21 protein-coding genes and 1 pseudogene are annotated in these 19,688 nt (G+C 32.0%); 12 read left to right on the top strand and 10 right to left on the bottom strand.

Features of this window, described 5'->3' with window-relative positions:
• Positions 1 to 39: 39 nt before the first annotated feature.
• The 4 genes from JN168_RS00410 to JN168_RS00395 are packed head-to-tail and all read left to right on the top strand — an operon-like array spanning position 40 to position 2,453.
• A complete protein-coding gene (locus JN168_RS00410; RefSeq protein WP_119480042.1) occupies positions 40 to 243 on the top strand; it encodes a helix-turn-helix transcriptional regulator in 204 nt (67 codons plus the stop codon).
• Positions 240 to 959 carry a DUF3169 family protein gene (locus JN168_RS00405; protein WP_279526044.1) on the top strand — a complete coding sequence of 240 codons (720 nt, stop codon included), beginning with the start codon at positions 240 to 242 and terminating at the stop codon, positions 957 to 959. Before JN168_RS00410 ends, JN168_RS00405 begins: the two co-directional genes overlap by 4 nt.
• 16 nt (positions 960 to 975) lie before the next feature.
• Positions 976 to 1,818: an ABC transporter ATP-binding protein gene (locus tag JN168_RS00400; RefSeq protein ID WP_279526043.1), complete on the top strand. Its 843-nt coding sequence runs from the start codon at positions 976 to 978 to the stop codon at positions 1,816 to 1,818.
• Positions 1,818 to 2,453: an ABC-2 transporter permease gene (locus tag JN168_RS00395; RefSeq protein ID WP_119480039.1), complete on the top strand. Its 636-nt coding sequence runs from the start codon at positions 1,818 to 1,820 to the stop codon at positions 2,451 to 2,453. Before JN168_RS00400 ends, JN168_RS00395 begins: the two co-directional genes overlap by 1 nt.
• A gap of 160 nt (positions 2,454 to 2,613) precedes the next feature.
• On the opposite strand, the gene JN168_RS00390 is transcribed toward JN168_RS00395, so the two are convergent.
• A complete protein-coding gene (locus JN168_RS00390) occupies positions 2,614 to 3,405 on the bottom strand; it encodes a serine hydrolase (RefSeq protein WP_279526042.1) in 792 nt (263 codons plus the stop codon).
• 241 nt (positions 3,406 to 3,646) lie between these two features.
• Here JN168_RS00390 and JN168_RS00385 point away from each other — a divergent pair, with 241 nt between their 5' ends.
• Together JN168_RS00385 and JN168_RS00380 are read left to right on the top strand one after the other, a co-directional pair.
• Positions 3,647 to 4,513 carry a hypothetical protein gene (locus JN168_RS00385; RefSeq protein WP_481133369.1) on the top strand — a complete coding sequence of 289 codons (867 nt, stop codon included), beginning with the start codon at positions 3,647 to 3,649 and terminating at the stop codon, positions 4,511 to 4,513.
• A gap of 20 nt (positions 4,514 to 4,533) precedes the next feature.
• Positions 4,534 to 4,899, top strand: a complete 366-nt coding sequence (locus JN168_RS00380) for a DUF4870 domain-containing protein (protein WP_107642061.1) — start codon at positions 4,534 to 4,536, stop codon at positions 4,897 to 4,899.
• 204 nt (positions 4,900 to 5,103) lie between these two features.
• On the opposite strand, the gene JN168_RS00375 is transcribed toward JN168_RS00380, so the two are convergent.
• From JN168_RS00375 to JN168_RS00355, 5 genes are all read right to left on the bottom strand, one after another.
• Complete coding sequence (locus JN168_RS00375; RefSeq protein WP_279526040.1) at positions 5,104 to 5,997, bottom strand: zinc ribbon domain-containing protein; 894 nt, start codon at positions 5,995 to 5,997, stop codon at positions 5,104 to 5,106.
• A gap of 344 nt (positions 5,998 to 6,341) precedes the next feature.
• Positions 6,342 to 6,944, bottom strand: a complete 603-nt coding sequence (locus tag JN168_RS00370) for a response regulator transcription factor (RefSeq protein ID WP_042737871.1) — start codon at positions 6,942 to 6,944, stop codon at positions 6,342 to 6,344.
• On the bottom strand, positions 6,941 to 8,035 hold the full coding sequence (locus JN168_RS00365) for a sensor histidine kinase (protein WP_232138956.1): 1,095 nt from the start codon (positions 8,033 to 8,035) through the stop codon (positions 6,941 to 6,943). The genes JN168_RS00370 and JN168_RS00365 overlap by 4 nt, the downstream gene beginning before the upstream one ends.
• Before the next feature lie 2 nt (positions 8,036 to 8,037).
• A complete protein-coding gene (locus tag JN168_RS00360) occupies positions 8,038 to 8,769 on the bottom strand; it encodes an ABC transporter permease (RefSeq protein ID WP_279526039.1) in 732 nt (243 codons plus the stop codon).
• Positions 8,766 to 9,635, bottom strand: coding sequence for an ABC transporter ATP-binding protein (locus JN168_RS00355; protein ID WP_279526038.1), 870 nt, complete (start codon positions 9,633 to 9,635; stop codon positions 8,766 to 8,768). Before JN168_RS00355 ends, JN168_RS00360 begins: the two co-directional genes overlap by 4 nt.
• A 291-nt stretch (positions 9,636 to 9,926) precedes the next feature.
• Here JN168_RS00355 and JN168_RS00350 point away from each other — a divergent pair, with 291 nt between their 5' ends.
• Together JN168_RS00350 and JN168_RS00345 are read left to right on the top strand one after the other, a co-directional pair.
• On the top strand, positions 9,927 to 10,058 hold the full coding sequence (locus tag JN168_RS00350) for a hypothetical protein (protein WP_257044044.1): 132 nt from the start codon (positions 9,927 to 9,929) through the stop codon (positions 10,056 to 10,058).
• 289 nt (positions 10,059 to 10,347) lie between these two features.
• Positions 10,348 to 11,658 carry a YjiH family protein gene (locus tag JN168_RS00345; protein ID WP_042737867.1) on the top strand — a complete coding sequence of 437 codons (1,311 nt, stop codon included), beginning with the start codon at positions 10,348 to 10,350 and terminating at the stop codon, positions 11,656 to 11,658.
• 144 nt (positions 11,659 to 11,802) lie between these two features.
• Here JN168_RS00345 and JN168_RS00340 read toward each other — a convergent pair whose 3' ends face one another.
• Together JN168_RS00340 and JN168_RS00335 are read right to left on the bottom strand one after the other, a co-directional pair.
• Positions 11,803 to 12,654, bottom strand: a complete 852-nt coding sequence (locus JN168_RS00340) for an SDR family oxidoreductase (protein WP_279526037.1) — start codon at positions 12,652 to 12,654, stop codon at positions 11,803 to 11,805.
• A 168-nt stretch (positions 12,655 to 12,822) separates the two neighbouring features.
• Positions 12,823 to 13,035 (bottom strand): annotated as a pseudogene (locus tag JN168_RS00335) (hypothetical protein); the annotation flags it as partial.
• A 603-nt stretch (positions 13,036 to 13,638) separates the two neighbouring features.
• On the opposite strand from JN168_RS00335, the gene JN168_RS00330 reads away from it, so the two are divergent.
• A complete protein-coding gene (locus JN168_RS00330) occupies positions 13,639 to 14,571 on the top strand; it encodes a ketopantoate reductase family protein (protein ID WP_279526036.1) in 933 nt (310 codons plus the stop codon).
• Positions 14,572 to 14,841: 270 nt separating this feature from the next.
• On the opposite strand, the gene JN168_RS00325 is transcribed toward JN168_RS00330, so the two are convergent.
• Complete coding sequence (locus tag JN168_RS00325) at positions 14,842 to 16,008, bottom strand: MFS transporter (RefSeq protein WP_279526035.1); 1,167 nt, start codon at positions 16,006 to 16,008, stop codon at positions 14,842 to 14,844.
• 444 nt (positions 16,009 to 16,452) lie between these two features.
• Between JN168_RS00325 and JN168_RS00320 the strand changes: the two genes are divergently transcribed.
• Positions 16,453 to 17,406, top strand: a complete 954-nt coding sequence (locus JN168_RS00320) for an NAD(P)-dependent oxidoreductase (protein ID WP_279526034.1) — start codon at positions 16,453 to 16,455, stop codon at positions 17,404 to 17,406.
• 13 nt (positions 17,407 to 17,419) lie between these two features.
• A complete protein-coding gene (locus tag JN168_RS00315; RefSeq protein WP_107527153.1) occupies positions 17,420 to 17,791 on the top strand; it encodes a cupin domain-containing protein in 372 nt (123 codons plus the stop codon).
• A 112-nt stretch (positions 17,792 to 17,903) separates the two neighbouring features.
• On the opposite strand, the gene JN168_RS00310 is transcribed toward JN168_RS00315, so the two are convergent.
• A complete protein-coding gene (locus JN168_RS00310) occupies positions 17,904 to 18,770 on the bottom strand; it encodes an alpha/beta hydrolase (protein WP_279526033.1) in 867 nt (288 codons plus the stop codon).
• Between the two features lie 182 nt (positions 18,771 to 18,952).
• Between JN168_RS00310 and JN168_RS00305 the strand changes: the two genes are divergently transcribed.
• On the top strand, positions 18,953 to 19,687 hold the full coding sequence (locus JN168_RS00305) for an NAD-dependent protein deacylase (protein WP_279526032.1): 735 nt from the start codon (positions 18,953 to 18,955) through the stop codon (positions 19,685 to 19,687).
• The last annotated feature ends 1 nt before the right edge of the window (position 19,688 follow it).

Genomic DNA, 19,688 nt, shown 5'->3' with positions numbered 1-19,688 from the left:
CAAAAGTAATATATATTATTGTTAAGGAGTTGGTAATAATTGAAAAATCGACTAAAAGAGTTACGTGCTCGAGATGGTTATAATCAAACGCAACTTGCTAAATTAGCAGGTATATCTCGTCAAACCGTATCGTTAATAGAACGTAATGATTTTATGCCATCAATATTAACCGCAGTTAAGATAGCACGTATATTTAATGAACCAGTGGAAGAAATATTTATTTTTGAGGAGGAAGAACTATGAAACTAAAACGTTATTTATTATTTGTATTAATAGGTGCTGTTGTTGGTGGAATTATTGGATTTTGCTTTGGCATGTTCGAAGATAGAAACCTATTTGAAATAGTTAAATTTACAAGTAATCAAATTGTTATAATTATTTCGATTATTGCATCTGTAATTAATATCGTCCTCACCTTATTACTATATAAAGTACAACAGCAAGCCCTTAAATATAAATCATTAATGGAAACTGATATCAATGATCAACAAGCTGATGATTATGAAAAACTAACAAGCTTGAAATTTATGCGTACAAGTACGATTTATTATATTCAAATTTTAGTCAGTTTAATCACAATATTTATTTTAGCGTTAGGTAATGCTTCGAACGCATACATTTTTTGGGCAATTATTCCATTTATAATTACCATTATTCCATCGCTGATGATTGGATTTTTTGTTCGAAAATACGATAGTCGCATGCCTAAGCAAGGTGAAAAGCAATATACAGAAAAAGTTCTAGAAATTATGGATGAAGGTGAACGTCATATCACACTAGTTTCAATGTACAAAGTCTATCATATAAATATTTCTTTACTGATTATAGCTGCTTTATTTCTTGGATTATTTTCCATAATTTCTGGTATCAACCAAACAATTGGTTTATTTATGCTCATCATTCTATTTTGTTATAACGCCTTTGGTTACTTGCTCAAAGTTAAAAAATTCTACAAATAAAAGAGAGAGGATTATTATGAAGTCAATTTTAGAAATCAGTAAACTCAATAAACAGTATAAAAAGTCAGACTTCCAACTTACAGATATTTCATTAACGCTTCAACCTGGAGAAGTTATTGGCTTAATCGGGAAAAATGGTTCAGGTAAGTCTACATTGATTAATACTATTGTAGGAAATCGTTTTAAGACATCAGGAGATATCAAATTTTTCGGTGATTCAATTTCTGAAAATGACAGTCATTACAAAGAACAGATTGGTGTAGTGTTTGATGATTTACGTGTACCTAATAAATTAACAATTACAGAAATAAATAAGGTATTTTCCAATGTTTATACTACTTGGAACAGCGAACAATTTTTTAGTATCATTAACGATTTCGAACTACCAACTAATCAATTAATTAATACATTTTCTCGTGGTATGCGCATGAAAACAGCATTGGCTATCAGTTTAGCCCATAATAGTAAATTATTGATTCTAGATGAGGCAACTGCTGGTATGGATGCATCTGGTAGAGAAGAAGTTATAGAAATATTACAAGATTTTGTTGCTAGGGAAAATGGCATCATGATTTCATCACATATTTCAGAGGACATTGAACAATTAGCTACAAAACTTGTATTTATGAGAGACGGTAAAATTGTATTAACAGAAGATAAAAATCTATTATTACAAAATTATGGTGTCATTGAACAAAATGTAGAAGACTTTAATATACCAAATGATATATTAGTTGCATCTCGAACACATAACAACAAACGAATTTCCTTAGTAAATGACAAGTCACGTCTCACAGACACCATGCCAATACAAAATATCGATGAGGCAACAAAAATACTGATGCGAGGTGATAAATAATGAAAGGCATTTTATTAAGTAGTATTTATACTTCTAAAAAATCTTTAATTTTATACTTTTTCCTCGGTATAGGCGCTAGTGTGTTTTTCACTTTTAGTAATCCTATAATGGCTTGCTTTATGCCTATGATTTTCTTGATTTCACCTGTTACAGATAATATTAAACATGAAAAAGACTCTCGATGGATGTATTTTGTATCAACTCTTCCGAGTGGCCGTAAAGCATATGTAAACAGTTATTTTACATTTTACACTGTACTAACATTAATTGGATTAGTCATTGGTTTAATTATTGTTTCAATCATCACACAAAATATTAATCTAGCAGTAATGTCCGCACTTGTAGGTATAGGGGCTGCTGGAACATACGCAATTATGTTTCCATTAACCTTCAAATTTGGTCCTGAAAATTCTAATGCAATATTCATTGTGACTTCTATTGTTGTTATAGTATTATTTTTCTTAGTCTTTTTCGTCTTTATAATGCCTAATATAAACGAATCAGGATCAATGACAGATATCGCTAACTCTCTTAGCCAGTTTATAATTATAGGCGTTTACGGGTTGATTGGGATTTTATCAATGATTATTTCATATATCTTATCTATAAAAATATTTAATAAACAAGAACTATAAAAATATATACGCTCATTTTTCAAAAATATTGCCCAGGAAATGCATTCACACTAATCATCCATCATTTTATTTCTATTTCTGGCAATTTGACATAAACGCTAAACACATATCTCCCTTGTATAAATCACCTCGGACTATAATTGATTTTTACAAAGGGGGATTATTTTATGCTTTTCTGTCCAACAAACCTTGCCAAAGCTTGAGCTGCGATATTGGAAGAAGCTAATAACATCAAGTGCAAGGCATCATTCACGCTAATGATATCACCTATTTTCAGAGCATTTAATGCATCTTCTACGATATCTTCTGCTTCTATTACAATTGAATCTTCCATAGTTATCGGATAGGTTAAAGCTGTTAATATAGTGAGTAATTTAATAATACTTGCTGGATTCACTTTTTCATGTTCTTTATATGCCAATAATTGTTGCAACCTAGTATTATTTAAATGATGTATCGGGAATGACGGGTATGGCATCACAGTATAAGCTTGAATTTGAATATCTTCTGCAAGTGAACCTTTTAATGCATAATCCAATATCAGTCTTGTTTGGTGAAATCTATTTCCTTGTGCCCCTATAGTTACAACGATATAAGGCTTACCTTGCTCATAGACGATTGCAGTCAAATTCTTTATAATGCCTAACGTTCCGGTTTTTCCTCCTAGTAGCGTATAATAATCCGACAAAAATTTATTTTCGATTGTTGTTTTAATCGTTGTTTGTCGGGAGTCTTCTCCTAATATATCAACTTGATATTCCTTCTTACGCCAAATCTCTGAAATGTACTGATTTTGGCTCGCATGTAAAGTTAATAGCGCAATATCATATGTAGTGGATAATTGTCCCCTCGCACTTAAGCCTGAAGGATTTTTAATCGTTGTATTGTGCATTTTTAATTTTTGTGCCATATCATTCATTTGTTTGATAAAAATTTCTATAGCTTCCACCATCGATACACCTACCGTAAATAAATTCGAATGATTAGTTATTTATACATTTACCATTACCACTTCTGAAAAACTTTATTACTGCAAATATTGCGCGTTTCCCTCTATCATATATAAAATTTAAAATATCCTGCTACTAATGTAATCCCTCTTTTTTAAAAAGCAATAAGATATGACACAATATTTTGTGTATAATACATAAGTGAAATGACAATTAAACTTTAAAGGGGGATATTTTGTGAAATTGAAATATGTAGCAATAGGGGCAGTGTCCGCTTCTCTTTTGTTAGGGGCTTGTGACATTAATATTAATACTGGATCCAACGATGACTCCAAAAGCGATAACAAGCAAAGTCAAAAGAATGATAGCAAAAAGGATAATAACAGTAGTCAATCATCTAGTAATAAATCAACACATACCAACAATAACAGTAATGAGAATATAAACTCTCCAGAACATTTTGCAAAAGTCTGGGTATCTGTTCTTAAAGATAAAGATTATAACTTAGATGCTTCAGAAACGAAAGTTACCCATGATGATATATCTGGTGAAGCTTTAAATCCATATAATGAAAGTGCTTCTGCTAAATATCCAAGCGGAACACAAGCTTTATATGGTACACCCACTGCATCTGGACAAGTTATTTACAAAGATAACAATGATGGTACCGTTGATGTGTATGACGTACCAAGTCATTTCCATGACAAGCGTTGGGACGAAGATGATTATTCACAAAGTGAGTCTAACCGCATTCTAAATAATCCAAAAACAGTTAAACTTCAAGATTTATCACAAAATGAAATCAATGAGTGGACTAGTGTTATTTCAGAATCAAACAGTTCTAATGAGAGCAGTAACTCTAGCTCAGATGATAGTAGTGATGATAACGATAGCGGCAGTGTAACTAGAGAAAATGTCATCGATAAAGTCGAAGATTATGAAGGACACACATTGGATACCTCAGAATATACTTACAAAGAGCCAGAACAGCAAGATAACGGAGATTGGGGATTCTCATTCACAGATAAAGATGGAGAACTTGCAGGTTCTTATATCATAGATTCGGATGGCAACGTAACGAAATACGATGAAAACGGAGACCCAGAATAACTAAAATAGGTGTGAACAGTATGGATTTAATAAATCAATCAAAGGAACCACAAGCGTTTGTACCAGTAAGTCAAGATGACAAAACAATGGGTTTACTACTTTGGATATTAAGCCTTTTCACAAGCTTTATCGGTCCACTCATTATTTGGCTTATGAAAAAAGATGAGTCAGAATTTATAAATAAACAAGGTAAAAACTTTTTCAATTATTTAATCAGCTACGTCATTTACATCATAGTATCTTGGTTACTTACAATTATCATAATCGGATTTATACCATTAATTATTTTATCAATTGCATCATTTGTCTATACAATCATTGCAATTGTAAAAGTATATAGTGGAGAAGATTATGTAGTTCCACTAACAATTGAAATGTTTAAATAAATGCTTGAAGATAACTTACTAATTATTCTTTCACCGTATTTCAGTAGCCAATAATTTAAATTTATGTTGTTTATTAGACAAAAAAGCTCCCACCAAAGTTTTCATTATTATATGTTTACTTTGATGAGAGCTTTTCATATTATGAATTTATATTATTTCTAATACTAATTGCGTAACAAATCATTTACTGTTTGTCACAAAGACTTAATTTCTATCCATCTGATAGCCATTTTCGATAGATTGAACTTCCCCATCCTTCACATTTATAAATATGGTAAAGCCATTATCTGAATTATCGTCATATATTAACTGACCATCACTTTCCATCGTTGGCTCACCATGAAATTGTTTGAAGGCACTAACGGATACATCTTGTGGTAATACATAAACACTAGATACGGTATCATCACTATCATAGGTAACACCAATATCGCCATACTTTTCTACTTCGCCAAAGTCCATGCTATCAACACTTTCTGGCTCTCCAAATTCTTCCTTAATATCATCTTTTGACATACCAATATTAAAGCCATCGTAGCCATCTGAATTATCACTCTTCATAAAATCTGAGCTAAATTGATCCGATAAAACATTAATAGAAATTCTTTGATTATTAGCATTACTTTCAGAACTATCGCCGGTATTTATATTAATATTCAAATTTTTAAATAAAAAATATCCCGCAACAATTAAAGCACCTAGCAATAATAGTACTGCAACAATAGATAATATAATTACTGTTGCAGATTTCTTTTTCTTCTTACTTGAATATAAATAATCATTATTTCGTTGCGTATAATTACTCGTTCTATAGTTTGAGTTATTATTTTTACTATAAGAATTAGGATTGTAATTAGAGCTATTTCTGTACTCACTGTTTATGCTAGCGTCATACTTTGAGTTACTACTACTTTCACTACCTGTAGTACTGCTGTAATTAGGGTTAATGCTGCTTTCACTATTTGTACTACTGTTGTCATTTGAATTACTGCTACTTTCAGTACCTTCACTAGTGCCAACATTCACTTGCTTACCACACTTATTGCAAAATGATTGATTTTCCTCTAATTTATTTCCACAATTCGAACAAAATTTCATATGTATATGACCTCCCCATCTATGACTCTGAACACAATACGTTATCAAATATAATATTGTAATCTTAGCACCCTATTATTTGCTTATAATTAGCAAAAACTTAAATTTAAAATCATCAATCATATTTTAATACTAACACCAGAAAATGACTACATTATTTTTTAATAAATATATTAAAAGTAGCAAAACTTAACTTCGCTAATTATTTTGCTTAGACATAAAATGTTATCTATTCAACAAACATAAACCAATATAGAAAAAGAGTACTAATCCATGAATTACGAAATAGTACTCTCTGATAAATATATAGTTAAGTTTTAGTCTTTTTATTCTTTAATTTATTATTATATCCAACCTTTATCAACTGCTTTTTTCCATGCATCAAAGCGATTTTCAGCAACTAATTTTTCAATGATTATCGAAGTATAGTTTCTTACTGTTCCGTTTGATAAATATAATTTCGTTGCAATTTCTTTGCTGCTGAGACCTTCACCAATCTCTCTTAAAACAATTTGTTCCTTATGTGTTAGTGGATTAGAATCTGAAAATAATGATGTCATCAACGAAGCACTATATTCTTTTTCTCCTGCGACAACATTATGGATAGTAGATGCTAAATCTTCAATCGAGCGCTCCTTTAATACATATGCATCAACATCATTCGCCACAGCTCTTTCAAAGTAGCCAGGTCGTTTAAATGTTGTGACAATTATTACTTTTGTTTCAATTTGTCGTTCTCTAATCTCTGCCAATACTTCAAGACCTGTCATTTGAGGCATTTCCACATCCAAAATAATAACATCCGGCACTTCATCTTCCACATATTCCATCACAGCTTTACCATTATCAACATCGGCCAGTACGTTTAAATCATCATTTAAATTGAGTAATTGAACCATTGCTTCTCTAAGCATTAATTGATCTTCTGCGATTACGATTGATATCATTTCAAATCACCCCTAGGAATTTCTATCACTAAAGTTGTACCATTGTTGGAGTGAAATTCTAAATGCCCGTTCAAATAATTCACTCGTTCCTCAATACTCTGTAACTTTTGTACCTTTTTTGTGTTTATACCAATACCATTGTCAGAAATTGTCATTTTCAATGTATTTTGTTCCTCTTGCAATTCACCAACAACTTTAGTCGCTTGTGCATGTTTTACAATATTATTAATTGCTTCCCTCAGAATCATAGATAATATCGATTGCTTTGCTGGATTAAGTGATTTCGCTCCACCTTTATTATGAAAAGTAAATTTTAAATTAGCGTTATTTAAAATTGTTTCAACCGATTTCACTTCTTCCTCAAATGATTGAACTTTCAAATCTTCAACTATAGCTCTCACCTTTTTCAAAGCATCTCTAGAGAGTGCCGTGACAGAGTTCATTTCTTTTTTGGCCGCTTCAACGTCCTTATCTATAAGTTTTTCTGCTAATTCTGATTTTAAAGTTAAGCTCGCAAATATATGACCCAAAGTATCGTGTAAATCTTGCCCTATACGGTTGCGTTCTTGTTCAGCGATTAAGACATTAATATATTTGTTCTTTTCTTCTAATTCTTCCCTAACTTTCCGATCTTCTCTCGCTTTAAAATTACCTAATGTAACTATTAAAATAACTAAGTAAAATACAATTATTAGGACAAAATAAGTTGGAGTTACAAAATAAGTTATAACTAAACAAATAATCATTGTAGCTATAAAGGTATAAAATTCTTTTGATTTCACAGATACTCCCATTATAAAAGGTAAAGCAAACGCACTAAAAAAGAAGAATAAACTGTTCATCGGATTGACACTATATACAAAATATATAATTCCTAAGTAGTGAATAATTAACATGATATACATGTTATTTCTATTTAATTTGTCATGATATAATACTAAGATTAAATAAGATATACTAAATATTAATAGCACACTTATATACACTACTTGAAACCCTCTTTTTTCATCAAATATTGAAAGAAAAGGAAATAGTAAATAAATTAACGTAGATATTTCACCTAGACGAACACCCCAACCTCTTTTTTTCATAGTTATTCCACATCTCTTTTTTTATTTATATATAATGCTATACCTAGAAAAATTATACTATAGATAATTAAAACACCGAAAGATTCTAGATTAACACCTTCGCCCTTACCTAAATCATAGGCAATTAATTTCAAATTATATGTCGGAGTTTTAGTTGAAATATTTTGTAACCATTCTGGAAAAGTATTCACTGGGAACCATAAACCACCGATTATTGCTAAAATTAAATTAAGTATATTCGCAAAACTACTGGCCTTTTGAGCATCTTTAAATTGTGCAATAACTAAACCAAAAGTTAAAAATAGACTTGCACCAAGCCATAATATTAAACCTGAGAATAGCCAACTTTGTAAATCCATAGTAACATTTTTATAAAAGTGTCCTACCGTAAAAATAACAATAATTGCTAATGCAAATTGAATCATCGCTCTAAATATTTTAACTGTAAAATATTTAGTAGCTGTTAAAGGTGTCGACATTAAATGTCTAAACCAACCACTTGTTCTCTCTTCTATCATATCTAAAGGAAATGACATTAAACAAAAGCTCATTAAACTAAATACAGTCATACTATACATATACTCTTTATAAAATTTCTGTGCAGCTGCTGATGGTAAATCTAACAATGAGGTGAATAATAAATAGAATACTACTGGCAAAAATATCGATATGATTAAATACATCTTTTTACGAAACAATACTTTTATTTCAGTTTGCAAGTACGCTAACATCATATTTCAACCACTCCATCCTTGTTATTAAACATAATATCCAATAGTGACGATTTATGAATTTCAATTTCATTCAGGTTTACATTTAGTCGAATTAAATCATCAACAATTTTACCTACATCATTTGTTTCAATTTTATAATAATGACCCTTTTCTAAAACTTTACAATCATTATCCATACTTTCTATTATCTTATGATAATATTTCGGAATGTTTATTACTGAACGACTACCATTTGTTCTTATATTTTCAGGAGAATCGCTAATTTGAATAACACCTTCATCTAGTAATATCACGTGATCTGCCATTCTTTCTACTTCTTCTATATAATGTGAAGTGTATAAAATAGTCATACCTTTATGTTTTAAATCAGCAATTATTTGCCAAAAATGCGCCCGAGTTTCTATATCCATTGCAGTAGTTGGTTCATCCATAATCAAAAACTCAGGTATCCCGACTAAAGTTAAAGCAAAATCTAAAATGCGCTTTTGTCCTCCAGATAAACTATCCGCCATTTGTTCTAATTGTCCTTCATCAAATTGCGTTATTTCTTGAAATCGCTCAATTGAAATAACTTGTTTATAAAAAGACTGGTGTAACTCCAACAATTCTCTCACCTTTAACATTTTTGGAAACTGTGTTTTCTGGAAAAGTATCGCCATACGCTGTGAATTTAATAAATTATCTTCATCTACTATTTCTCCAGTATCTAACTGTTTATTTCCAATAATTATATCTATTAGCGTAGATTTTCCTGCACCATTCTTACCAATAAATGCTGTACAGATACCTTGCTCAATATTGAGCGTGATATCTTTCAAGACTTCTCGCTTACCAAAACGCTTAGATATATTCTCAACACAAATCATGTGTAATCACCCTTTCTTAATTCGACTTAACTTTATCAAGAAAGATGATGATATATTAGTCCCATTTGTCATAAATTGCATATGACATTTGTCATCTCTATATCGTAAACCTTTTGTCCCGATTCTCGAAAAAGAAAACTACCACCTATACCCACTGATTATGAATTTTGAGATTTAAGTTGTTATTTTTCTAAATAGGTTTTCTAAATTAAATATATCTTTTGATAATTATGTTTAACTTCTCTTAAAAGTGGAATCACATAAATATAACTTTTAAAGGAGGCATTTATAATGAGTAAATTTGATGAATTCAAAGATCAAGCGAAAGATAAAGCCGAAGAAATTAAAAATGACGATGAGAAAAAAGAACAATTAAAAGACCAAGCTTCTGACAAAGCGAAAGATTTAAAAGATAAATTTTAAGATATAAATAAATTAAGCTAGTGGTGAAAATCTTCATCACTAGCTTTTTTGTGTTATGTATCTTTTAATTTTTACATTCTATAAACAATAGTTATAGTTTGAAACTATAAACAATTAACTTATTTATATTGGTTGTTTACATTTTACCCCTATAAAATAATTAGTAATAAGTTATCTTCATAATATTTTATACTTTGAGTTTGTTAAAAGACTTATGTATAGGGGATGGTACACAAGTACTTTAATAACGCTCAATTAGATATCTTAATTCAAACTTTGGGGTGAGATTATGAATAAGGGGTATGTTCAGTCACAAAGTAACAACGCATGGAGATTTTTTGTTTTTAGTTTAATTGGGATTTTATGTTTTTTCGTACCAATTGAGATTGCTGGGACGAGTTCTATTATTGTAGACCATGTCCATTTAGCGATTCGTGCATTATTTGGTGGGCTCATGCCGTATATTGCTTTAATTATGATTTTGGCTGGTGCTATCTTACCATTAATTAGGAAAAGTTATAAGAATTCATTTGCCGATTTTGTCATTGTCGTATTTAAAGTCCTTGGCGCTATCATTGGTGTGATGTACGTTTTTCATTTTGGTCCAGCATTATTATTCAAAAAGGATTACGGTCCGTTCCTATTTGAACAACTCATGATGCCATTAAGCGTGCTAATTCCTGTTGGTGCTATAGCACTCTCATTACTTGTGAGTTATGGATTGCTAGAATTTGTAGGTGTGTTTATGGAACCAGTGATGCGTCCTATTTTTAAAACACCAGGAAAGTCAGCAGTAGATGCCGTAGCTTCATTTGTAGGAAGTTACTCGCTTGGATTATTAATTACGAATCGAGTGTATAAAGAAGGATTATATAATAAAAGAGAAGCGACAATCATTGCCACTGGATTCTCAACTGTTTCTGCCACATTTATGATTATTGTGGCGAACACATTGGGTTTAATGCCACATTGGAATTTATATTTCTGGGGAACATTAGTTATCACATTCATAGTAACTGCCATTACTGCCTGGTTACCACCTATTGTCAATGAATCAACTGAATATTATAACGGACAAGAAGGTGAACCAGAGGTAGAAATTGTGGGTAGTCGTTTGAAAACTGCTTATGCAGAAGCATTGAAGAAAAATGCTGCGACACCTTCGTTAGCTAAAAATGTTTGGGATAACTTACGAGACGGATTAGAAATGACGATTGCAATCTTGCCTTCTATTTTATCAATTGGATTCCTAGGATTAATACTGGCAAACTTTACACCAGTGATTGATTGGCTAAGTTATATATTCTATCCATTTATCTATATATTCCCAACGCCAGATCAAGCACTACTCGCTAAAGCTTCAGCAATATCTATTATCGAAATGTTCTTGCCATCATTGCTCGTAGCTAAAGCTGCACTAAGCACAAAATTCATCGTAGGTGTTGTCAGCGTATCAGCAATTATCTTCTTCTCAGCTTTAGTACCATGTATTATGGCTACTGAAATAAAAATACCGATATGGAAATTAGTCGTAATTTGGTTCTTACGCGTTGTATTAACACTATTAATTACAATTCCATTAGGTTTATGGATATTTTAAAACTATACATTTATAAATTAAAGGTGGAACATGCATTGTCATGTCCCACCTTTATTCAATCGTTTTGTTATCCATAAATGCTTACGCTAATTACTAACGTACGCTTGTAAAATTCACTTTTTAACCATAAGTGCTCCGCTTCAACTACCCTTTATAATTTCTTGATAAATAACTTTCGAAAGTTTCTGGTTTATCTCCTGTTAGCTGTTCAATATCTGTCGATTGTTGATCCAGCAACCCCATTGCTCCCGCTTGATACATTGAAGCAAGTAAAGGACCAAATCCTTTCGGTTCATCATACATTTTACCGAAAGTTTCTAAAGATACTGGTTCATAAATAATTTCTGTTCCACTTACATTTGTTAAAATTTGTGCTAGTTGTTCCATTGAATAACTGTAACCTGAAAGTAAATATCTGGAACCTAAAAATTTTGGATCTTTAAGTATCGCAACGATACCTTTTGCAATATCTGCTCTAGAAATATAGTTGATTTTCCCATTACCTACTGGATAAATTAACTTGCCTAGTTCCTTTAATTCTGATAGATATGGGACAAGTGGATCCATGTACATTGCATTGCGCACATAAGTGTATGGAATGCCACTTGAAGCGAGCAATCTTTCAGCGTAGCCAAAGTATGGACTCATATGAAATGGATTATTGTGTTGATCAGCGTAATAACCGACAAACAATATATGTGAAACTTGTGCTGTTTTAGCTGCTGTTACTAAGTTTTCAACTTCTGGTAATCTTTTAAATGATGGATGAATAATACTTGGAATAAATACTACTAGGTCTATATCTTGGAATGCTTCAATCATACTATCTACATTGAAATAATCTAATTGTCTAACTGATAATTCACTTTTCCATTGCTCCGGCACCTTATCAATATTTCGCACACCAATGTTAAAGTCCGGAACCTCTGACTCAAGTGCTAATTCTGTGATATACGTGCCTAAGTTACCCGTTGCTCCTGTCAATAATATCTTCATGCTATCCCTCACTTCAAACATGTATTAATTTCAATTACAAGTACAACTTATTACTTTTCCATCTTAGTGTCAAATTGTTCGACTGCACAAAGTTTCTTACATAATACAATAAAAAATGAGTCTAGCATTATTTACCAGACTCATTTAAATTAATTGATAATATTTAAATTACTCTTCGTTACCATTTTCATCATATTTCGTAACATAGCCATCTTTGTCGATAATATATGAACCAGCTAAATCACCGTCTTTATCAGTAAACGAGAATCCCCACTCGCCGTTACCACGCTTTTCAGGTTCTTTATATGTATAGTTATCTGTATCTAAATATTCGCCTTCATATGATTCGACAATATCAATAACATTATCACGTGTTACATAAGTATCGTTATGATTTTGTGCTGTAGCATTCTGTTGATCACTTTGTGAACTATTACTTTGATTACTATTTTGTGAGTTGTTAGAATTTGATTGATTGTCATTACTTTGTTGATCATTATTTTTTTGACTATCGTTACTTTTTGACTCTGAGCTTGATTTATTAGAGTCATCGCCACCTGTATTAATATTGATATCACATGCAGAAAGCATAATAGCAGATGTTATTGTAGCAATCGCCACATATTTAAACTTCATAATATAATCCCCTTTTCCTAATATTAAACTTATTTATATATAATTATATACAAAAAGTAGCGCAATATCTAATTGTTTTTTATTTCTTTGTCATTCAATATAAAACGCTTTATTGATTATTTATCTACCGATGAGACACCTCTCAATTTATTAAAAAATATAAGTTTCATGTGAAACTTTTTTTAAATTGAAATTTGCTATTTTAATTAAAGTGAATATAGCTATTTGGAGCTAACAGTCTTTTCCATATCAATCACTTCAAAAATATCTTTCACTATAATATTATTATTTTGTACAACTATCTAACTTTTCTGAAATTTAATTTTGATTAATCAAGGGGGCTTAATTATGTATAAAATTGCAGTAGCTGGCGCAGGTGCCATGGGTGGTAGAATTGGAGTTGCTTTACATCAAGCAGGGTATAATGTGACGCTTATTGATGATTGGGAAGCTCATGTGCAAAATATCAATAATGATGGCATGAAAATTCAGACTGAAACAGATACATATACTGTATCAATCCCTGCTATCTTATCCAAAGATGTTGCTGATACATATGATCTCATTATTTTATTAACAAAATCGATGCAATCTGAATCGATGTTAACACAGCTAAAAAATGGTGGTGCTATTCATGAGAATACAGCAATATTGAGTATGATGAACGGTTTAGGCCACGAAGAACGTTTATCAAAAATTGTCCCACTGCATCAAATTTATCTAGCAGTAACTATGTGGTCTGCAGGGCTAAAAGGACCTGGTCATTTACTATTAGAGGGTACAGGTTCTATTAATTTCCAATGTGCTAATGGTGTAAACAATGAGGTTAGTAAAACAATTGCACAAATTTTAAATACTGCAAATTTAAACGCGACTATAAGCAACAATGTCTTTGAAGCCATTTGGACAAAGGTCACAGTTAATTGTGTACTTAACCCACTCTGTACCATATTAAATCAACGTATTGGAGAGTTTGGTGCTTATTCAAAAGTAAACGAGATGGTCTCATTAATCATAGATGAAATTGTTACTGTAGCACACGCCAAAAACATAGAAATTGAAGCCGACACATTACTAAATACGATTACCGCGATGTATCCAAATTCTGAACAAGGGTTGCATTACCCATCCATGTACCAAGATTTAAATAATGGTAGACCGACAGAAATTGATTTCTTGAATGGACAAATTGCTAAATATGGACAGGAATTTGATGTACCAACACCTATCAATCAAATGCTGACACATCAAATCCATCAATTAGAAAGGAATCAACTTTAAATCACTACACGCATCGACAGCATATAGTTAGGCCACCCGCCAAGATTAATCTATCTTTACGGATGGCCTCTTTTTTATAAATAGATGATATCATTTTTTGCTGATCAAAAGGGCTTGAGTCACGTCTAAATCTCGGACTCACTTATCTTTCTCAAGTGTTTCACGTGTCATATCATACCTTTATATTGAAACTACAAAACACAAGAGATTCTAATTTGTTACCAACCTCATTACTTTTTATAAAAAGTTAATAATTACGGTTTTCTAATCTTATTGTTTACGTACAACTTTACGTTCATATATGAAATTAAAAAAATTCAATATGATTCCCAACAGAATGATACTTGCTGAAACAAATGTAATTTCAATATATGGTAAGCCGATATTCAATAATAGAGAACCTAATATAGCACCTATAAAGTTAGCCAAATTAAATACTGAAGCAGCCAATGTACTTGCTAATAATGGTGCTTCATGTGCATTTAAAATAATCATACTATTAAGCAATGGTGTAGTTCCAAATGTACCAAAGCCGAACATAAAGCAAATGATGAACGCTAATACTGTAACATGTAATACCGTTACAAATAGTGCAATCGTAATAAACAATAACAAGAACGTATAGAATAAATACTGTGTTAACTTTCTTTGCGGGATATTACCAGTTGTTAAATTCCCAATAACACCGCCTAGTCCAAACATAAATAGACATACTGTTAAGCCGACCGTCTTAAATGGCGCAAATTCATGAATCATTGGTTCCATAAATGTATAAGACGTAAACACACCTGAAAATCCAAAAACAATAATCGCTATAATAATCAGAATATGTTTATTCTTAAAGACTGTTAATTCATCCTTTACATTGGCTTCCGTACTTAAACTTACATTTGGAGTGAATTTTAGGACACCTATAAATGTGATCACTGCCAAGAGAACCATAATGCCAAATACAGTTCTCCAATTTGTAAAGCTACCTAAAAACGAACCAAAAGGTACGCCAATCATTACTGCAATCGTTAAACCTGCTTGAACTAATGCAATAGCTTGCGTTTTCTTAGCAGGTGGCGCAATTGTTGCTGCAACACTCATACAAACTCCGAAAAATGGTGCATGCATTGCTGCAGATAATAATCTTGAAAGCAGTAATACATAAAAGTTCGGTGCCAGCATTCCTATAATATTACTGATAATAAAAATCCCAACTAAAATTGGTAATAGCTTTTTTGCAGAATAATTAATCGTTGCAATTCTCATAAAAGGACCAATAATCGCTACACTTATTGCGTATACACTAATGAGCAAACCAGCATTAGATATTGAAACATGCATATCATTGGCGATTTGTGTTAACAATCCTGTAACAACATATTCTGCCATCCCAACTGTAAATGTACCAATCATAAAGATAATAAAGATTAAATTATTATTTTTCATTACTGTTCCCCTCCCTTTTAACTATATGTGATACTCACTCACAAAAATTCATAGGTGCTATATTACAAAAAATCTAACTAAAATAAAAGAGGTTTTAGTAATTTTTTACTGATATATCAAGTTTTCATAAAATTTTCAAATTTAAAATCATCGTGATACTTTGCAAATTTAATACATAACTTCAACTATTAGATTGTGGTATACCTTCTGTCATAGGGGGACAATAATCGAATCTTGATAGTAACTTTTCTCCTAATTTAATCACTACCAACTAACGCATTTATCAGTAAGTTCATTATTGATTAGTTGTACCGAATTATTTTGTCACTTAAGCACAAAATTCCAGTCAGGATTTAGCAATTTTGGCATACCTATACAAAATATAGGTGATAAACTAAAACTATAATATGTGAATAATTTCACAATATAAAGGAGACGAAGTTTATGACTAAAGTTTTTATAGCAGGTGCTATTCCTGAAGCTGGTCTTAATCAACTTAAGACACATTTTGATGTAGATATGTATACTGGAGATACCTTAATTTCAGAATCAGAACTTATCGAAAAAGTACAAGATGTGGATGCCTTAATCACTTTACTATCAACGAATGTCGGTGAAAATGTGATGGATGCTGCTCCAAATTTAAAAATCATTGCAAACTATGGTGCTGGTTTTAACAATATAGATATTAAGGCTGCACGTAAACGTGATATTAATGTTACTAATACACCTATTGCTTCAACAAATGCTACTGCAGATTTGACTATGGGTATATTACTTGCTGTTGCTAGACGTATTCCTGAAGGAGATCAACTGTGTCGTACTACTGGATTTAATGGATGGTCACCATTATTTTTCAGAGGTCGTGAAGTCTCAGGCAAGACAATTGGAATCATTGGTTTAGGTGAAATCGGTACTGCTGTTGCCAGACGTGCTAAAGGCTTTGGTATGGATATCTTATACTCAGGACCTACACGTTACCCAGAAAAAGAAGCCGAATTAAACGCAAAACACGTCGAACTAGATGAACTACTGACATGTTCTGACTTTGTAACTATCAATTGTGCCTATAATGATCAACTGCACCATATGATTGATTATCAAGCACTACAAAAAATGAAATCAACATCTTATTTAATCAATGCATCTCGAGGTCCAATTGTTTGCGAAGCAGACCTTGTTAAAGCACTTGAAGACAAACTCATCGAAGGTGCTGCATTAGATGTATTTGAATTTGAACCACAAATTACAGATGCACTTAAGTCTATGACAAATGTAGTTATAACGCCACACATTGGCAATGCTACATTCGAAGCCCGAGATATGATGGCTGATATTGCAGCAACTAACGTCGTAAAACAACTTACTGGAGCATTACCAGATTATATTGTGAACTGACAGGAGTGACACCATGATTAATACTAAAAATCGTTTTTTTAACATTAAAGACCTCCCATCATTTTCAGAAGAAGCAGCAAAAAAGACGACATTCTATCAATCACAAATATCAGCAGGAGCCATGTGGTGCTTGAAACCAGGCCAATCTCTTCCTTGCCATACACATAAAAATGCCGACGACGTTTGGATTGTACTTCAAGGTGAAGGGACATTTATCACTAACCACTTTAAAGAAATGCCTATCAAGGCTGGAGATATTTTCGTTTCATTTCCTGGCGATGCGCATGGCATGGTTAATACCAGTGATGAAGACTTCATTATGTTAGGTTTCGCAACTCCAATGCCTCTTGATTTCAATAAATACGAAGGCGAAGATGAATGTTAACACTTTATTATATTAAAAGGCCCATCAATGAGTTTCAAAGCTCATTGATGGGCTATTGTAATATGTCAGTTATTCCTACTTAATTTGTATATATCATAAACAAAACGATGTTCTATTTTCCCCACAAGAATTGAATTAAATCATCTGCAACTTCACTATTCTCATGTAACTGACTGTGTTGTGCATCGTCTCCATCAAATTGTTTTTCTTTATATGATTTAGGACTATCACCTAGTAAATACTTCAGTGACTTCGCTGAACTAATAGAAACACTACCGTCAGAGTGCGTACCGTCTTCTAAGTCACCAAAGATATTCAGCACTTCTATATTTTTACCTTTATAAACCTGTGTGAGCTTACGAAATTCTTGATACGGCGGATTCATTCGACTCGGTTTGCCATTTGAATCAACACTAATTTCATTTACTTTTTCATTCATATTCAAGACACCATTAAATGGGCCAGCGATATTCACTTGCTTATCTAATTTCGGCAATGATTTGTCATTTCCATAGGTTAACATATATTGCGATAAGGTCATATTTCCCATAGAGTGTCCAACGAAGTTAAAATGTTGGAAATGATATTTGTGTTGTAGCTTTACTAATACGTTTTTGAGCCACTGTGCATTTTTAGCATAATCCCCTTGCTTATTGTCTTCAAATTGTACTTGTACGATTGGATTATTCGCATTTTTTGAAAGCTTCCCTCTTAATACTACATCACCATCTTTTGAAACAGTCACAGTGATAATGTTTTTAGAAACCCCTTGTGCTTTAGCTCTTTGAACCATATATTTTTCAGAATTAACACTGCCCGCATAGCCATGTAAAAACAAAGTTGGTACTTGCTTGTTCGCAAATTCTGAACCACTTGTAGCTTGTGAATCCTGTTTCTTATGCGTAAAAGTAACCAATAATATAATTCCTAAAACAACAACTAACAGAGTAGTTAAAATAGTAATCCATAATTTCTTCAATAGTCTAACCTCGATTCCTTACATTTAAACTAAGTATAATGTATGTTAGAAAAAATTACCTCAAACTATCCCTTATAAAGTCATTAATCTATTGTGCACATTTGCTAAAAGTACTACAAAATTTTAAAATTATTCTAAAGCATTATACTTTTATAGATTTAAAACTAACTGGAGTGATAAATATGGAAAGTAGTATTAAACAGTTGAAAGATATGATTGATTCATCAAACAAGATCGTTTTTTTCACTGGAGCAGGTATATCAGTTGCTAGTGGCATTCCTGATTTCCGTTCGGTTGGAGGACTGTATGATGAAATTTCGAAAAACGGATTCTCTCCAGAATATTTACTAAGTGATGATTATTTAAAAAGCGACCCTTCTGGATTTATTAATTTTTGTCATCAATATCTACTATTTGCAGACAAAAAACCGAATAGCGTTCATCAATGGATCGCTCAATTAGAACAAGATAAACGTTCATTAGGCGTCATCACTCAAAATATAGACGGACTACATGCTGATGCTGGCAGCGCACATGTAGACGAATTACATGGCACACTCAACCGCTTTTACTGTACGCATTGCAATCATAAATATTCAAAAAGTGATGTTATCAATAAAAATTTACGCGCTTGTGAAACATGCGGTGAGCCAATCAGACCAGACATCGTACTTTATGGAGAAATGCTCAATCAAGGTATTATATTCAATGCACTACATAAAATCAAGTCCGCAGATACATTAGTTGTACTTGGATCATCACTCGTAGTTCAACCTGCTGCTGGCCTCATCTCTAATTTCGAAGGCGATAACCTTATTATCATTAACCGAGATGCTACACCATACGACCATGACGCTAATCTAGTTATCAATGACGATATGGTCACTGTAATTAATAAATTAACTGGTTTAGAGTAAG

The sequence above is a fragment of the Staphylococcus gallinarum genome, assembly GCF_029774255.1.
Lineage (GTDB): Bacteria > Bacillota > Bacilli > Staphylococcales > Staphylococcaceae > Staphylococcus > Staphylococcus gallinarum.
The sequence above is the reverse complement of the archived record's forward strand: the minus strand, read 5'-3'. Positions and strand labels throughout refer to the sequence as shown.

Coding starts and splice junctions, on each gene's coding strand:
- JN168_RS00315 (WP_107527153.1), top strand. CDS start 17,420: ATGATTAATACTAAAAATCGTTTTTTTAACATTAAAGACCTCCCATCA.
- JN168_RS00350 (WP_257044044.1), top strand. CDS start 9,927: ATGAGTAAATTTGATGAATTCAAAGATCAAGCGAAAGATAAAGCCGAA.
- JN168_RS00330 (WP_279526036.1), top strand. CDS start 13,639: ATGTATAAAATTGCAGTAGCTGGCGCAGGTGCCATGGGTGGTAGAATT.
- JN168_RS00360 (WP_279526039.1), bottom strand. CDS start 8,769: ATGATGTTAGCGTACTTGCAAACTGAAATAAAAGTATTGTTTCGTAAA.
- JN168_RS00400 (WP_279526043.1), top strand. CDS start 976: ATGAAGTCAATTTTAGAAATCAGTAAACTCAATAAACAGTATAAAAAG.
- JN168_RS00325 (WP_279526035.1), bottom strand. CDS start 16,008: ATGAAAAATAATAATTTAATCTTTATTATCTTTATGATTGGTACATTT.
- JN168_RS00365 (WP_232138956.1), bottom strand. CDS start 8,035: ATGAAAAAAAGAGGTTGGGGTGTTCGTCTAGGTGAAATATCTACGTTA.
- JN168_RS00405 (WP_279526044.1), top strand. CDS start 240: ATGAAACTAAAACGTTATTTATTATTTGTATTAATAGGTGCTGTTGTT.
- JN168_RS00390 (WP_279526042.1), bottom strand. CDS start 3,405: ATGGTGGAAGCTATAGAAATTTTTATCAAACAAATGAATGATATGGCA.
- JN168_RS00370 (WP_042737871.1), bottom strand. CDS start 6,944: ATGATATCAATCGTAATCGCAGAAGATCAATTAATGCTTAGAGAAGCA.
- JN168_RS00320 (WP_279526034.1), top strand. CDS start 16,453: ATGACTAAAGTTTTTATAGCAGGTGCTATTCCTGAAGCTGGTCTTAAT.
- JN168_RS00340 (WP_279526037.1), bottom strand. CDS start 12,654: ATGAAGATATTATTGACAGGAGCAACGGGTAACTTAGGCACGTATATC.
- JN168_RS00395 (WP_119480039.1), top strand. CDS start 1,818: ATGAAAGGCATTTTATTAAGTAGTATTTATACTTCTAAAAAATCTTTA.
- JN168_RS00355 (WP_279526038.1), bottom strand. CDS start 9,635: ATGATTTGTGTTGAGAATATATCTAAGCGTTTTGGTAAGCGAGAAGTC.
- JN168_RS00305 (WP_279526032.1), top strand. CDS start 18,953: ATGGAAAGTAGTATTAAACAGTTGAAAGATATGATTGATTCATCAAAC.
- JN168_RS00345 (WP_042737867.1), top strand. CDS start 10,348: ATGAATAAGGGGTATGTTCAGTCACAAAGTAACAACGCATGGAGATTT.
- JN168_RS00375 (WP_279526040.1), bottom strand. CDS start 5,997: ATGAAATTTTGTTCGAATTGTGGAAATAAATTAGAGGAAAATCAATCA.
- JN168_RS00380 (WP_107642061.1), top strand. CDS start 4,534: ATGGATTTAATAAATCAATCAAAGGAACCACAAGCGTTTGTACCAGTA.